Here is a 13,536-nt window from a genome sequence, read left to right as displayed (position 1 = left end):
GATTCTCACACTCTGAGGAGCCGCGAAGCGGCGTCTCGAAGGATGAACGGCACCATGGTGGCCTCATGGTTCGAGACGGCGCAAGAGCGCCTCCTCACCATGAGGGTCGAGACTGATCTATTCCAGCACCCGACAAAAAGAAGGCCCGCATCAGCGGGCCTTCGAAACGGCAGTGGTCAGGTGGATCGCGATCAGGCGGTCTTGGAATAGACCTTGGAGAAGTTGTCCTGCGCGGTCTTGGCGCTGTCGGCGACGAGCTTGCCGAGATATTCGCTGGAGGCCTTCGCCCGCGAGACGAACGCTTCGCCACGCGCACGGACCAGCTCCGACTGGATCTGGGCGGCTTCGCTCAGCGACTTGGCCGAGGCGAGCTTGTCGATGCCGGCGAAGAACGCTTCCGCGTCCTGGTAGAGCGCCTGCTGGATGTTGCGGCTGATCTTGGCGGCCTCGGTGACCGAACCGGCAACGGCGGTCTCGATCGCGGCGGTGACCTTCTCGGAGCCGGCATGGAAGTCGGCGGCGCGAACCTTGGCGGTCTCGGCCTGCTTCTTCACGAACTCACGGGCGGCTTCCGGAACTTCCATGTTCTGGAGCTTGGTGAACGCCTCGGTGACGGGCGCGAAGGCTTCCTTGACGCTGTTCAGCACGGAATTGGTTTCGGTGGTCATTGGGGTTTCTCCATCCTCAGGTTTGAGCTATGGGCTCACCCCGTCCGGATTGGCCCGGGGCAAAGGTGTTGTGTCATAATTAATGGTGCATCGCAACATCAATGTTGCATCGCGGTATCACGAATTTGTGAATATTACGATGGGCGAGCACTTTGTCCGAAAAATCGGCAAAAAATTATACTTTAGTCTAATGATGGCACCGCGCCCTGCTACTTTGCATGGGGTTGTTCCGCGAGTTTTTGTCTGAGCTGCGGTCGAGCGCGTTGGTCCAACTAGTTCCGGACAGCCCCCGGCAACCCGTAGGCTTCCATCTGGGCCCTGACCTGCGCCACATTGTGCCCGAGCACGACGATGTCGTGCTTCTTGCCATCGACGTCCCGGACGTGATCCCGCAGCAGCGCCTCGGCCTTGAAGCCGAGGCTCTCGAACAGGGCGATTGCCGCCTGCTGGTCGACCGTCATCTGCACCGTCAACTTTTCCAGCCCGGCGCCCAGGGCAATCGCAAAAGTCTCCTGCGACAGCGCCCGGCCGACGCCCTGCCCGCGGACGTCCTGCGACACCACCATCCTGATGCCACCAACATGCGGCGACCAGGAATGCGGATCGCACACCAGCGTGCCGCAACCGACCACGGTCCCGCCCTTCACCGCCAGGAGGCTGACGATGGCGCCGCGCTCGATCTCGTTGATCCAGGCCGACAGCACCTTTGGCTGGCTGATGTTGCGCGGCAGGAACAGCAGATCATGGGTCGGAAGCTTCCGCGCAAACGCCAGCACCCCGGCTTCGTCGGCGCGGGTCATCAGGCGGAATTCGATGTCGCCGGCGTCGGTTCGGACGTGGCGGGGATAGGAACGTTGCTCGCTCATGTTGATCTCTTGCCTAGCCAGGAATCCAGTTTCGGCCACAGCCGCTTGATCGCGTTGCCGCCGGCGACGACGCTGACGTGACCGCCTTTCAGCATCACCTCCTCCTTGTCGGTCGAGCCGATCTTGGCGATCAGATGCTTTGCCGCATCGTATGGTACGATGTGATCGTGCTCGGCGACTGCATGCAGGATCGGCACCTTGATATTCGCAAGCTTCGCCTCGCGCCCGCCGACCGACATGGTGTCGTTGTAAAGCCTGTTGTCCCACATCAGGTTCTTGGTGATGTCGCGGAAATACTCGCCGGCCAGCGGCAGGGTGTCCGTGCCCCAGCGATCCATCATCCGGTAGGCCTTGACGTATTCGTCGTTCCAGATGTTCTCCCAGAGCTGCACCTGGCTCGCCACGCGCGATGCCGGCCGCAGCATCTCGAACGACTGCAGGATCAGTTCGGGCGGCATGTTGCCGGTGGTGTCGATCAGGCGGTCGACATCGAAATAGCGACGGTCGGCGAAGTTCGAGAACAGCTTCATCTCGCGGAAATCGATCGGGGTGGTGAAGCAGATCAGGTTCTTCATCGGCCCGTCATTGAAGATCGAGCCGTACAGCAGCGACAGCACGCCGCCGAAGCAATAGCCGATGATGCTGACGTCCTTTTCGCCGGAATCCTGCTGCACGCGGCGGACGCAATCCGGGATGAAGTCGAGGACGTAGTCCTCCATCCGCAGGCTCTTTTCTTCCGGCTTCGGCGCGGTCCAGTCCAGCATGTAGACGTCGTAGCCGCGCTTAAGGAGGAATTCGATGAAGCTCTGGCCCGGCACCATGTCGAGGATGTAGCCGCGGTTGGTGGTGGCCATCACGATCAGGATCGGCACGCGGTAGATTTCATCCGCCATCGGCCGGTAGTGATAGAGGTTCATGGTGCCACGGACCGCCAGGATATCCTTCGGCGTCGAGCCGAGCGAGGGACCTGAGGAGGAAATATATTCGACGCCTTTGATACTGCGCTGGATCGCGCGCTGCACTTCGGACTGGACCCGCTCGGCGACGGAGGCAAAATCGAGACCCGTGGGCGCATTCATTTTTGCTCTCCCTCCGAGGGCGGGCGCTTGGTGCGCGGTGGGCGCGGCGTCGCGCCATGGCCGCCATCCGGCGCCAGCGAGTTGTGGTGCACCTGCATCAGCAGCGCCTTGATCTCGTTGAGCTGGCCCTCGATCGCCTGGATGCGCTCGGCCATGCCGACCATCTGCGCCCGGCTCGGCAGATTCATCGCCAGCAGATATTTCTCCATCAGTTCGCCGAGCTGCTTCTGCGCGCCCGCGCTGGCGCCGCCGAACTGATTCATCGCCTTGGAAAATTCCGGCGACGTCATCGTCTGGTTGGCGAAGGAGTTGAACCCCTTCTCCATCTCCCCGATCATGGTCCGCCAGATTTCGGCAGGATCGTTGCCCTTGTCGGCCATTGCGCGCTCTCCCTCACGCTGACGAGCGCTTGCCACGCTTCGCTTCTATTGCCGCCATACCACACCGTTGCGGCGGGCCGGTCTACCCCCCCCGAGCCCTCTCTGCTGCGGGAAACCCTGCCATAGTGGCCCCAAGCCGGACCACCGAAGGAAGACGCGATTCTCACCCATCACCCGCCACAAATCGCCCGCGCCAACGGCATCGACATCTGCTACGAAATCTTCGGCGATCCGGCTGCGGAACCGCTGCTGCTGATCATGGGGCTCGGCGCCCAGATGATCCACTGGGATGACGATTTCTGCCGCCAGCTTGCCGCGCGCGGGTTTCGTGTCATCCGCTTCGACAACCGCGACATCGGCAAATCCTCCCATCTCTCCGGCGGCAAGCGCCTGACGGCGTTCGAACTGCTGAAGCTGAAGTTCCTGAAGATGCCGGTCGCATCGACCTACCGACTGATCGACATGGCCAAGGATACCATCGGCCTGATGGACGTGCTCGGCATCAAGTCCGCGCACCTCGTCGGCGCCTCGATGGGCGGCATGATCGCGCAGGAAGTCGCGCTCTCGTTCCCGCAGCGGGTGCGCTCGCTGACCTCGATCATGTCGACGACAGGCAACCCCAAAATACCGCCGCCGACGCGGGAGGCCGCCGCCATGCTGATGGCGCCGCCGCCGCGGACCAGGGAAGAGTATTTCGAGCGGTTCGCCAGGACCTGGAAGGTGCTGCGCGTCGGCTCGTTCCCCGAGGACGAAGCGCTCGACCCGGCGCGCGCCGCCCGCACCTTCGAGCGCGGCCTCAATCCGGCCGGCGTCGGCCGCCAGTTGCGGGCGGTGCTGGCATCCGGCAGCCGCAAGGAACGGCTGCATCACCTGAAAATCCCGACGCTGGTCATCCACGGCACCGTCGATCCGCTGGTGCGCCCCGAAGGCGGCAAGGACACCGCGGCCTCGATCCCCGGCGCGAAGCTTTTGATGGTCGAAGGCATGGGCCATGCGCTACCGATCCCGATGTGGCCACAGATCATCGATGCGATCGACAAGCACGCGCATGGCGCGGCGGCGAAGGCGGCGTGAATTACGAGTGGCCCGGATGGAGCGCAGCGCACTCCGGGATCATCATCAGCCCGCGCAACTGCCCCGGATTGCGCTGCGCTCCATCCGGGCTACGGTTTCTTCGCCATCCAGATGACGTGACGCACGCCGCTGCCTTTGCCGGTGGCGCGGATGTTGATCTCGTTGGCGTCGAAGCCCGCGCTGCGCAGGCGTTTTGTGAACGCGGGATTCGGTCCCGAAGACCACACCGCCAGCACCCCGCCCGGCCGCAGCGCGGCGCGCGCGGCATTCAAGCCGGTCAGGCTATAGAGCGCGTCGTTGCCCTTGCGCGTCAATCCTTCCGGACCGTTGTCGACGTCGAGCAGGATCGCGTCGAATTTCGCACGCTGCGAGCGGATGGTGTCGGCGACATCGGCCTCGCGAATGGTCACGCGTGGATCATTCAGGCTGTCGCCAAAGATGTCCGCCATCGGGCCGCGAGCCCAGGCCACCACCGCCGGTACCAGTTCCACGACCACGATCCTGGCCTTGTTGCCGAGAACCGCGAGCGCCGCGCGCAAGGTGAAGCCCATGCCGAGGCCGCCAATCAGCATGTGCGGGCCTGCGACCTTCTCGAGGCGCTTCGCCGCAAGCGTCGCCAAGGCTTCTTCTGAGCCCGAGAGACGGCTGTTCATCAGCTCGTTGCTGCCGAGCTTGATCGAGAACTCCTTGCCACGGCGCATCAGGCGGAGTTCATCGCCGGTGCCGGGAATGCGGGCGGTGTCGATCTTTTCCCAGGGAATCATGCAGGGCTTTTAGCATGCCGTCATGGTCGCTGTGGTCATCTGCGTTCGCAGAGACGACAAAATTACCCACCCGCCCACACATCGAGCACATAGCGGTTCTTCGTGCCCAGATCGTCGATCCAACGCAATCCGGCATCGGCATCCGCCCCCGACTTCTCGCGGTAGATCGCAACCAGCGCCGCCTTGACGTCAGGCTCCATCTTGCCGCCGTCGCCGCAGACGTAAACGATCGCACCCTGCTCGATCAGGCTCCAGACGCGATCCTTCTGCGCGGCGACCAGATGCTGCACATAGGTCTTCGGCCCGTCGGCGCGCGAGAACGCGATATGCAGCTCGGTGATCCCGTCGGCGGCGAAGGCCTTCAGTTCGTCGGCGTAGAGGAAATCCTGATCGGGATGGCGGCAGCCGAAGAACAGCATCGCGGGACCGAGCTTCGCGCCTTGCGCCTTGCGGTGCGCGCGTTCCTGCAGGAAGCCGCGGAACGGCGCCAGCCCGGTGCCGGGGCCGATCATGATCACGGGCACTGAAGGGCCGTCCGGCAGGCGGAAGCCGGCCTTGGTCTCGCGCACCGTCGCATGCACGCTGTCGCCGACCCGGCGGCCGGCGAGATAATTGGAGCAGACGCCCCTGTAGACGCCGCGGCCCGAGTTGGCGGGCGCCTCGACCACGCCGACGGTGACGCTGCAGCGCGCTGGATCGAGCGAGGGCGACGAGGAAATCGAGTAATAGCGCGGCGCCAGCAGCGACAGCATTTCCAGATAGGCGTGGAACGGCAGCTCGCAGGCCGGATGTTCCTCCAGGAGATCGAACACCGATTTGCGCTTCGCCAGCACGTCCGATCGATACAGCTCGGTGGACGCGGCATCGTCGCCGACATAGGCGAGCAGCTTCGGCTTGGTGACGGGGCAGCGGGTGTGCTCCGACATGATCTGGATCTGCTTGCGGGTCGCGATCTGCTGCAACTCGACGAACTCGGTCAGCAGACGCCCGACCGAGACGGCATCGCCGACCGGCAATTGCGCGCGTCGGCCTTCCGCGACCTGCAGCCGGATCTGGTCGGCCGGCAGGAAGCCGAAACGCCGCGCGACGGAATCGACCAGCGCCGGATCGTTGCGTGGGACGACACTGAGATGGTCGCCGACGCGGTAGGTCACCCCGGGCGGCAATTGCACCTCGATATGCCGGGTCGAGCGGTCGGACGGATGGCCGCCGGCCTTGCTCTGCAATTCGGAATTAACCAGCACCTTCATCGGCGCGACGCCGCCCTGCGCCACGATGGCGTGAACCGTCGATGCCGCGACCGGCTCGATCGAATAAAGCGGTGCGTCCTCGGCGCTGCGGGCGAAGCCGGTATCGACACCGAGTTCCTTCATCGCCGCGGGCGCGGCCGCCGCGAACCACTTCTCGAACTGGCCGTCGAGATCGCTGCGGGCGTCGCCCTCGCCGCGGCCATGGAGGCTGCGCGCGCCATGCGCCGCCAACTGCTCGTCGATCAGCCGCGGCACGGATTGATAGGTCGCGGCCCAGTCGCTGTTGCCGCAGCCGAACACGGCATAGCGCACCTTGGCGAGCGCATCCTTCGCCAGGCCGCTGTCCAGCCATCTAACGAACTGCGTGGCGTTGTCGGGAGGCGCGCCATTGTAGGAGGCGCAGAAGATCAGGAGCGCGCCCTGCTCCGGCAGCTTGCCGACATAATCGTCGAGCGCGCCGAGCCGGGTCGAAAAGCCGTTGACCTCGGCGAGATCGGCGACCCGAGTCGCCAGCTCTTCGGCGCTGCCGAGATTGGAGCCGTAGAGCACCAGTAGCGGCGTGTTGTGTCCGGGTCGTGTGCGGGCCTGCGGCGCGGCCGCATTCGAGGCGGCCGCCGCCACTGCGGCGCGACCGGCAAAGGCGCCGCGGTCCTTCTCGGCGCGCGGCCGCACCTTGATCTTGAAGCCGTCGGGCTTGACGGTCAGCGTTTCCTTCAGGTGCATCTGGTAGCGGTGAATGTCCAGCAGCTTGAAGCGCTGCAGGATCATGCCGACCGCCAGCGCCGCCTCGTGCATCGCAAAGCCGCGGCCGATGCAGGCGCGCTGGCCGTTGCCGAACGGCTTCCACGCATTGATCGGACGCCTGGCCTCGGCCTCGCGGCTGAAATTCTCGGGATCGAAGACGTCCGGGTTCGGGCCCCAGACGCTGGGGTCGCGGTGCAGCGCCATCACCAGCACCGTGATGAACGTGTTCTTCCGCAGCTTGTACTTGCCGCCGGCGAGGGTCTCGTCGCTGAGCGGCGTGATCCCGTAGGCCGGCGCCGGCGGCCACATCCGCAGCGCTTCCTTCAGGATCTGCGTGATGTAGGTAAGCTGCGTGACCTGCTGGTAGGTTGGCCTCGCATTGACGTCGGGCCCGAGCACCCGGTCGACTTCCTCATACGCCTTCTTCAGCACCTCTGGGTGCTTGAGCAGCGCGTAGAGGGTGCACGAGAGCAGCCCGCTGGTGGTTTCGTGCCCGGCGATCAGAAACGTGTTGATCTGGTAGCGGATGTTGACGTCGTCGAGCTGCTCGCCGGTCGAGCGGTCGACGCCGGTCATCATGGCGCCGAGCATATCTTTCTTCGTCTCGGTGGCGTCGGCGCTGCCGCGGCGCTCGGCGATGATCTCGTCGACCATCCTGTTCATGAACATCACGTCTTCGGCGAGCGTCTTGCGCCGCTTCTGCATCCACAGATTTTCCAGCGGCAGGCCGCGGGTCATCATGATGGTCTCGAGCGAGCGCACCAGCGCTTCCACGAATGGGTGGTAGTCGCGACGATAGAACGAGTTGAAGCGGTACTCGAAGCCGCACAGCCCGATGGTGTCGAGCGTCAGCGCCGTCATGTCCTGCACGACGTCGATTTCCTCGTCGGGGTTGAGGCGCTCCCATTTCTTGACGAGCTGCTCGGCGATATCGACCATACTCGGGTGGTAGGACTGCATCGCGCGGTTGCCGAACGGCTGCAGCAGGATGTTGTGCGCCTTGCTCCAGTTCGGCTCTGATGTATCGGCCGTGAACAGCCCATCGCCGCCGACGGCGCGGACCCGGCGCAGCGAACCGCGCACCGTCTTGTCGAAGCGCTTCTCGTCGGAGAGTTCGTCGATCAGGTCGTGGCCGGAGACGATGACGAGCGGCGCGCCCATCATGTCGAGCCAGAAGATCGGCCCGAGCTCCTTCGAAAGCCGCACCAGATCCTGCACCGGCGCGTTGGGGTCCAGCGACAGCATGTTGCCGACGACGGGCTTCTTCGGCGGATGCGGGATCGGACTGAGTTTATTGCTGGACGCCATTGTCGAAGTGTCTCCCTGCCTAATCCCATCCTCGCCGTCATTCCGGGATGGTCCGAAGGACCAGACCCGGAATCTCGAGATTCTCAGGGGCGCAAGGGCGCCCCGTAGTTCGATGCTGCGCATCACCCCGGAATGACTGCAAAGCTCGCTTCGCTCCTCGCAATGACGGTGGAGATAGCCCCTATTTATCCAAATCTCTTCCGATGCCATTCGATCAGCTTGGCGCTGACCTCGTCAGGCTTTTCCTGCTGCGTCCAATGGCCGCTGTCGCGCACGAGATATTTTTCGAGATCCGCGACCAGCCGCTCCATGCCTTCGGTGGCCGACGGCGGCAGCACCGCGTCGTTCTCGGCCATGATCATCAGCGACGGCACGCGCACCGTATGGTCGAGCCCTTCCGAGCGCTGCCAGTTGCGTGAAAAATTGCGGTACCAGTTGATGCCGCCGGTGAATCCGGTCCTGCTGAAGGTATCGACGAACACCTTCTTCTCCTCCGCCGACAGGATCGGCGTGCGCGGATCGAATTTGGCGTCATAGGCCGCGATCATCTGCGGGAACGCCAGATTGGTCTTGGCCGAAGCGCCGACGCCGGCAACCGGCGGCTGATCCGGCTCATCCTTGCGCGGCAGCGGCTTGCGCATGAAGGCGTCGAACGTCTGCTCGACCCGGCTGCCGAAGATCCTGTCCGGCTCGCGCGCCGGATCCTGGAACTGCACGATATACATGCTGTCGCCGAACCGTTTCCGGAACAGCTCGATCGGATCGGCCGGCGAGCGGTCCCAATGCGGCGTGTTGACGCCGACGACGCCGGCCACGCGAGCGGGATGACGCAGCGGCATCTGCCAGACGACGAAACCGCCCCAATCGTGGCCGACAAAAATCGCCTTGTCGATCTTAAGATGATCGAGCAGACCGACGAGATCGCCGGTCAGATGCTCCATGTCGTAATCCTCGACCGCTTCGGGCCGGTCGGTCGCGCCATAGCCGCGCTGGTCCGGCGCAATCACCCGGATGCCGGCCTCGCTCAGCGCCTTGATCTGGTGGCGCCAGGAAAACGCCAACTCCGGCCAGCCGTGGCAGAGCACGACCGGCGGCGCGTCGGATCTGGGCCCCGCCTCGTAGTAGCCCATGCGAATACCGTTCACGTGGGCGAACTGCAGCGGCGGCATTTCAATCATTGCGACTTCCTATTCAGCGGCGCTGGTCATGCTCGGCGGTGGCGCGAACGCCGCCTCCAGCGCATCAAATTCGGTCGGCAGCATGTCGCAGAGAACCTGGACATGCGGAATGATGTTGGCGCCTGCGATGAAGCCGAAATCGAGTTGGTCGCGATAGCTCTGCACGGTGATGTTGAGCGCGATGCCGTGCGTCGAGATCGACACCGGGAAGATGTGCAGGAGTTCGGCGCCCGCAGCATAGAGTGTCTGCCGGGGCCCGGGCACGTTGGAAACCGTGATGTTGGCCGCCGGCGGCAGCACGTCGGACAGGTTGGACCGGCTATACAGCAGCGCAAGGATCTGCGTCACGATCGGCGCACCCAGCATCGACAGGTTGGAGACCTGCGGCACCAGGGCCCGCAGCGGATGCGACATCTCCTTCGACTTGGTGGATTGCGCGATGATGGTTTCCAGCCGCGTCTTGGGATCTTCCACATTGGTGGCGATCGAGCAGATCATGCCGAACACCTGGTTGTTGGCGTCGGCATTGCCCTCTTCGCGCAGCGAGATCGGCACCGCCGCCGTCAGGGATTTGTTCGGCAGCCCGCCCTGGCTGATCAGATAGCGCCGCACCACGCCGGACGAGAGCGCCAGCACGACGTCATTGAGCTTGCCGCCGGAGGCTTTCGCCAGCGCCTTGGCGCGCGACAGCGAGATCGAGACGCCGGCAAAGCTGCGCTCGGACGAGATCGACTTGTTGAGGATCGTCGGCGGCGAGGCCATGCTGGCGAGGCTGTCGCGCGACTTCGGATCGGAAATCTTGCCGACCACGTCGGAGAGCGACTTCAGTACGGTCGGCACCGAGCTTGCGAACTTCACCGCGGTCTCGATCTGGAACATGGCGTTGTCGAACAGGATCGAGCCGAGATCGCTTTTTCCCGTGCGCGGCAGCTCGAGACTCTTCGGCGCGGCGTTGGCGTCGAACGGCTGGGTCCAGAGCGCCTGATAGGAATCGATCAAGTTGGCGGCGATGTCGCGCGGCTCCTGCGCCACCTTGCGCGCGGCGGGCGGCTCGACCTGGCGCGGCACCGGCGTGACGTCATAGATCATGCTGGTGAGCGCGGCGCCTGCGCCGCCGTCGATGCAGGCATGGTGCATCTTGGAGTAGAGCCCGATCTCGTTGTCCTTCATGCCCTCGAAGACGTAGAACTCCCAGAGCGGGCGGGCACGGTTGAGCAGTTTGGCATGCGCCCAGCCGACGATGCGCTCCAGCGTGGCGCGGTCGCGCGGCGCCGGCAGGCTGGCGCGGAAGATGTGGCGGTCGATGTCGAACTGGTCGTCCTCGACCCAGGACGGATGATCGATGTCGAGTGGCGCCTTCTCCAGACGGGCCTTCAAGATCGGCGCGATGTGCAGCCGCGAGGCGATCATCGCCTTGAACTCTTCGAAGAAGTCGCCCTTGTAACCGTCCGGCAGGCGGAAGATCGCCATGCTGCCGACATGCATCGGCATTTCCGGCGTTTCCAGGTACAGGAACGACGCGTCCAGCGAAGACAGTTTCTTGGCGTCCGCCATTTTCTCCTCCCGCAGTCGATAACGCGGCGCCTTGGCGGCGCTTCTGGCGTCTGGAATGTCTTTATTATTGGAGCATATCCGAAGTCCGCTAGCCATCCCGCGTCAAATGCAGGGCGGGACCATCAGGGATCATGCCCTTGAAAGTCAGGGCGCTGGTTCAGGATTGTGCATTTTCAGGGGGGCCGTAGGCAATGGCAAAAGGTCCTGATCGGTCAAAATGCTTGAATTCGCCCTCCGGCTGCGCCAGGCGGTCGGCCACCGCCCATAGTGCAGCGGGGTTGACGCCGAGCCCGATATGGCTGGCGAAGTGGACCTCGATGTTCTCGGCGGTCGCGGAGGGGCGCAACAGGCTGGTGTGCCAGTTCACGATGCCGTCGGTACGGGAATAGATCGAAGTCGCCGGCACCGGCATGTCCCCGGCGATCGCCGCGAGGATTTGCGGATTGTCGTCGACGGTCTCCCCCGACAGCGCCTCATACAGGCGCGTGGCATTGGTCGCGCGGATATCGTTGGCGAAGGGGCTGCCGAGCGTGATCACCGAGCGCACCATCTCCGGCGCCTGCACGGCAAGATCGCGGGCATAGACGCCGCCGAGACTCCAGCCGACCAGGCTGACCTTGCGGCCGGTCGTCTCATGAATGCTGCGCAGAAGGTCGCACAATGCGCCGCGCCTGGAGACGACGCCGCCGAGATTGCGGCCCATGTTCCATGCATGGGCATCGTAGCCGAGTTCTTTCAGGTAGCGCCGCATCGGCGCCATCGAGATATCGCTGGCGAGAAAGCCCGGCAGCGCCAGCACCGGATGGCCGTCGCCCTTCGGCGCGCGCAGCAACAGCGGCGACAGCCAGAGGCTCGAATTCAGTTCGAACAGGCCCCGCGCCTCGGCCAGCATCAGGAACAGGCTCGGCGGCCGAAGTCGTTGCTCTTCCGTCGCCACCCCGCCCTCCGCGATGGCCACTTACTTCTTGTCCTTCGAAGCCAGGCCGCCGAGGCCGGCCATGGTCACGAACATATCCTGGAACCGTTCGGCGATCTTCGGATCGAACGTGAACCAGCTCTGGATCAGCGATTCCGGCGAGACCTTCTCGATATTGGCCATCACCTGCTGCTGCATCTTGTCCATCACGGCGGTCTGCATCGGCGAGACATCGGGCAATCCGAAGAACTGCCTGGCCTCCAGCGGCGTGCAATCGATTTCGACGTTAACTTTCATGACCGCTCCTCTTGCTGGCTTCCTTGCAGTATCGCCACGATGGCCCTGATTGCGCAAGGAAAAGCCCGGGTCCCGCCTTGCTCAATTCCGATATGGTCAACCAAAACGTTCGGCGGCGAACGGCCTGGCGTCGGCAAACGGGGTCTCGCCGGTCATCAATTCAGCCACCAGGCGGCCGGTGGCAGGCCCGAGCGTCAGGCCGTGGTGCTGGTGGCCGAAATCGAACCACAGCCCGGCATGGCGGGGGGCCTTGCCGATGACCGGCAGCATATCGGGCAGGCAGGGCCGTGCGCCCATCCATGGCTTGGCGTCGACCGGCCCGTCCAGCGGAAACAGTTGATGCGCGCGCGGCAGCGCCCGCTCGACCTGGACCGGCGTCGGCGGCGCATCACGGTGGGCAAACTCCGCGCCGGTCGTCAGCCTGATGCCGCGAGTCATCGGCGCCAGCAGAAAGCCCTGATCGGTATCCAGCACGGGATGATTGAGAACCGCGTTGCCACCTGGCTTGAGATGCAGGTGGTAGCCGCGCTTGACCTGCAGCGGGATCGAATAGCCGAGCGGCCCGAATATCTGGTCCGACCACGGCCCCATGGCGACGACGACATCGCGCGCCGTGATGGTGCCCTCCAGCGTGGCGACCTTCCAGCGGGCGCCGGACTGTTCGAGGGTGCGGGCGTCGCCCACCAGATAGCGCCCACCCTTGCGGCCGAACAGCGCGGCATAGGCCTTGGCCAGCCCGCCGGGATCGGGTACGAATCCAGGTGCGGGAAAATGGATCGCGCCACTGAACTCGCCTGTCAGATGCGGCTCTCGCGCGATCACCGCCGGACCGTCCAGCACCTCGCCGGTGACGCCATGCTCGCCGGCACGCTTGAGATCCTTCAGCGCCGCGGCGAGCGTCGCCTCAGAGCGAAACAGCTTGATCCAGCCGGTCCGCCGCAACAATTCCGGAACATTGGCTTCCTCGATCAGGGCCTCATGCTCGATCAGGCTGCGCTGGATCAGCGGCAGTTCGGCCATTGCACTATGCAACGCACGCTGCGGCGACGAGGCGAGGAAGTAGCGTGCCAGCCAGGGCAGGAAGGCCGGCAAATCCCTGAAATGATAATTGACCTGCGGTGCACGAAGGAAGGCATAGCGCAGGATCTCGCCGACGTTCCGCGGAAACATGTAGGGAAAAACCGAGGCGCATTCGATCAGTCCGCCATTGCCATAGCTGGTCTCCTCGCCGGCGACGTCGTTCCGGTCGATGAGAACCACGTTGCGGCCGCGCTTCTGCAGGTGCAGAGCGGCGCTTACGCCGACCATGCCCGCACCGAGGACGAGAACATCGGCCTTCAGTTCCGCCATCCAACACTCCGAAAGTCCAATGCCCCGCGCTCGCCTTGAGGCGCAACCTAGTCTTTGCCGCACCGCCGCGCAAACCGGCACGCAATGCGGGATAATGAAGCTTGCGCG

The 13,536-nt window shown here is 64.3% G+C and carries 12 protein-coding genes; 1 reads left to right on the top strand and 11 read right to left on the bottom strand.

Annotation, left to right across the window (positions count from 1 at the left end; all coding sequences use genetic code 11):
* Positions 1-191 precede the first annotated feature (191 nt).
* The 4 genes from V7E26_RS12075 to V7E26_RS12060 all read right to left on the bottom strand — a co-directional run bounded on the left by V7E26_RS12075 (position 192) and on the right by V7E26_RS12060 (position 2,993).
* Positions 192-668: a phasin gene (locus tag V7E26_RS12075; RefSeq protein ID WP_324416078.1), complete on the bottom strand. Its 477-nt coding sequence runs from the start codon at positions 666-668 to the stop codon at positions 192-194.
* Between the two features lie 272 nt (positions 669-940).
* Entirely contained in the window at positions 941-1,534 is a 594-nt protein-coding gene (locus V7E26_RS12070) for a GNAT family N-acetyltransferase (RefSeq protein ID WP_324416077.1), read from the bottom strand.
* Positions 1,531-2,613 carry an alpha/beta fold hydrolase gene (locus V7E26_RS12065; protein ID WP_324416075.1) on the bottom strand — a complete coding sequence of 361 codons (1,083 nt, stop codon included), beginning with the start codon at positions 2,611-2,613 and terminating at the stop codon, positions 1,531-1,533. The genes V7E26_RS12070 and V7E26_RS12065 overlap by 4 nt, the downstream gene beginning before the upstream one ends.
* Positions 2,610-2,993: a hypothetical protein gene (locus V7E26_RS12060; RefSeq protein WP_324416073.1), complete on the bottom strand. Its 384-nt coding sequence runs from the start codon at positions 2,991-2,993 to the stop codon at positions 2,610-2,612. The genes V7E26_RS12065 and V7E26_RS12060 overlap by 4 nt, the downstream gene beginning before the upstream one ends.
* Positions 2,994-3,152: 159 nt before the next feature.
* Between V7E26_RS12060 and V7E26_RS12055 the strand changes: the two genes are divergently transcribed.
* The gene (locus V7E26_RS12055) at positions 3,153-4,067 is read left to right on the top strand and encodes an alpha/beta fold hydrolase (protein ID WP_324416083.1); all 915 of its coding nucleotides are present in this window, start codon (positions 3,153-3,155) and stop codon (positions 4,065-4,067) included.
* 89 nt (positions 4,068-4,156) lie between these two features.
* On the opposite strand, the gene V7E26_RS12050 is transcribed toward V7E26_RS12055, so the two are convergent.
* The 7 genes from V7E26_RS12050 to V7E26_RS12020 form a co-directional block, all read right to left on the bottom strand.
* Complete coding sequence (locus tag V7E26_RS12050) at positions 4,157-4,831, bottom strand: spermidine synthase (RefSeq protein ID WP_324416071.1); 675 nt, start codon at positions 4,829-4,831, stop codon at positions 4,157-4,159.
* 62 nt (positions 4,832-4,893) lie between these two features.
* Entirely contained in the window at positions 4,894-8,133 is a 3,240-nt protein-coding gene (locus V7E26_RS12045; protein ID WP_324416069.1) for a bifunctional cytochrome P450/NADPH--P450 reductase, read from the bottom strand.
* Between the two features lie 185 nt (positions 8,134-8,318).
* Complete coding sequence (locus V7E26_RS12040; protein WP_324416067.1) at positions 8,319-9,311, bottom strand: alpha/beta fold hydrolase; 993 nt, start codon at positions 9,309-9,311, stop codon at positions 8,319-8,321.
* A 9-nt stretch (positions 9,312-9,320) separates the two neighbouring features.
* Positions 9,321-10,865, bottom strand: a complete 1,545-nt coding sequence (locus V7E26_RS12035) for a WS/DGAT/MGAT family O-acyltransferase (RefSeq protein ID WP_324416065.1) — start codon at positions 10,863-10,865, stop codon at positions 9,321-9,323.
* A 157-nt stretch (positions 10,866-11,022) separates the two neighbouring features.
* The gene (locus V7E26_RS12030; protein ID WP_324416082.1) at positions 11,023-11,757 is read right to left on the bottom strand and encodes an alpha/beta hydrolase family protein; all 735 of its coding nucleotides are present in this window, start codon (positions 11,755-11,757) and stop codon (positions 11,023-11,025) included.
* A 66-nt stretch (positions 11,758-11,823) separates the two neighbouring features.
* Positions 11,824-12,078, bottom strand: coding sequence for a DUF6489 family protein (locus V7E26_RS12025; RefSeq protein WP_324416063.1), 255 nt, complete (start codon positions 12,076-12,078; stop codon positions 11,824-11,826).
* Between the two features lie 96 nt (positions 12,079-12,174).
* Positions 12,175-13,428: an NAD(P)/FAD-dependent oxidoreductase gene (locus tag V7E26_RS12020; protein ID WP_324416061.1), complete on the bottom strand. Its 1,254-nt coding sequence runs from the start codon at positions 13,426-13,428 to the stop codon at positions 12,175-12,177.
* Between the last annotated feature and the right edge of the window lie 108 nt (positions 13,429-13,536).

Source organism: Bradyrhizobium sp., from assembly GCF_036735945.1.
In the GTDB taxonomy this organism is placed as follows: domain Bacteria; phylum Pseudomonadota; class Alphaproteobacteria; order Rhizobiales; family Xanthobacteraceae; genus Bradyrhizobium.
The sequence above is the reverse complement of the archived record's forward strand: the minus strand, read 5'-3'. Positions and strand labels throughout refer to the sequence as shown.

Coding starts and splice junctions, on each gene's coding strand:
- V7E26_RS12075 (WP_324416078.1), bottom strand. CDS start 668: ATGACCACCGAAACCAATTCCGTGCTGAACAGCGTCAAGGAAGCCTTC.
- V7E26_RS12070 (WP_324416077.1), bottom strand. CDS start 1,534: ATGAGCGAGCAACGTTCCTATCCCCGCCACGTCCGAACCGACGCCGGC.
- V7E26_RS12065 (WP_324416075.1), bottom strand. CDS start 2,613: ATGAATGCGCCCACGGGTCTCGATTTTGCCTCCGTCGCCGAGCGGGTC.
- V7E26_RS12060 (WP_324416073.1), bottom strand. CDS start 2,993: ATGGCCGACAAGGGCAACGATCCTGCCGAAATCTGGCGGACCATGATC.
- V7E26_RS12050 (WP_324416071.1), bottom strand. CDS start 4,831: ATGATTCCCTGGGAAAAGATCGACACCGCCCGCATTCCCGGCACCGGC.
- V7E26_RS12045 (WP_324416069.1), bottom strand. CDS start 8,133: ATGGCGTCCAGCAATAAACTCAGTCCGATCCCGCATCCGCCGAAGAAG.
- V7E26_RS12040 (WP_324416067.1), bottom strand. CDS start 9,311: ATGATTGAAATGCCGCCGCTGCAGTTCGCCCACGTGAACGGTATTCGC.
- V7E26_RS12035 (WP_324416065.1), bottom strand. CDS start 10,865: ATGGCGGACGCCAAGAAACTGTCTTCGCTGGACGCGTCGTTCCTGTAC.
- V7E26_RS12030 (WP_324416082.1), bottom strand. CDS start 11,757: ATGCTGGCCGAGGCGCGGGGCCTGTTCGAACTGAATTCGAGCCTCTGG.
- V7E26_RS12025 (WP_324416063.1), bottom strand. CDS start 12,078: ATGAAAGTTAACGTCGAAATCGATTGCACGCCGCTGGAGGCCAGGCAG.
- V7E26_RS12020 (WP_324416061.1), bottom strand. CDS start 13,428: ATGGCGGAACTGAAGGCCGATGTTCTCGTCCTCGGTGCGGGCATGGTC.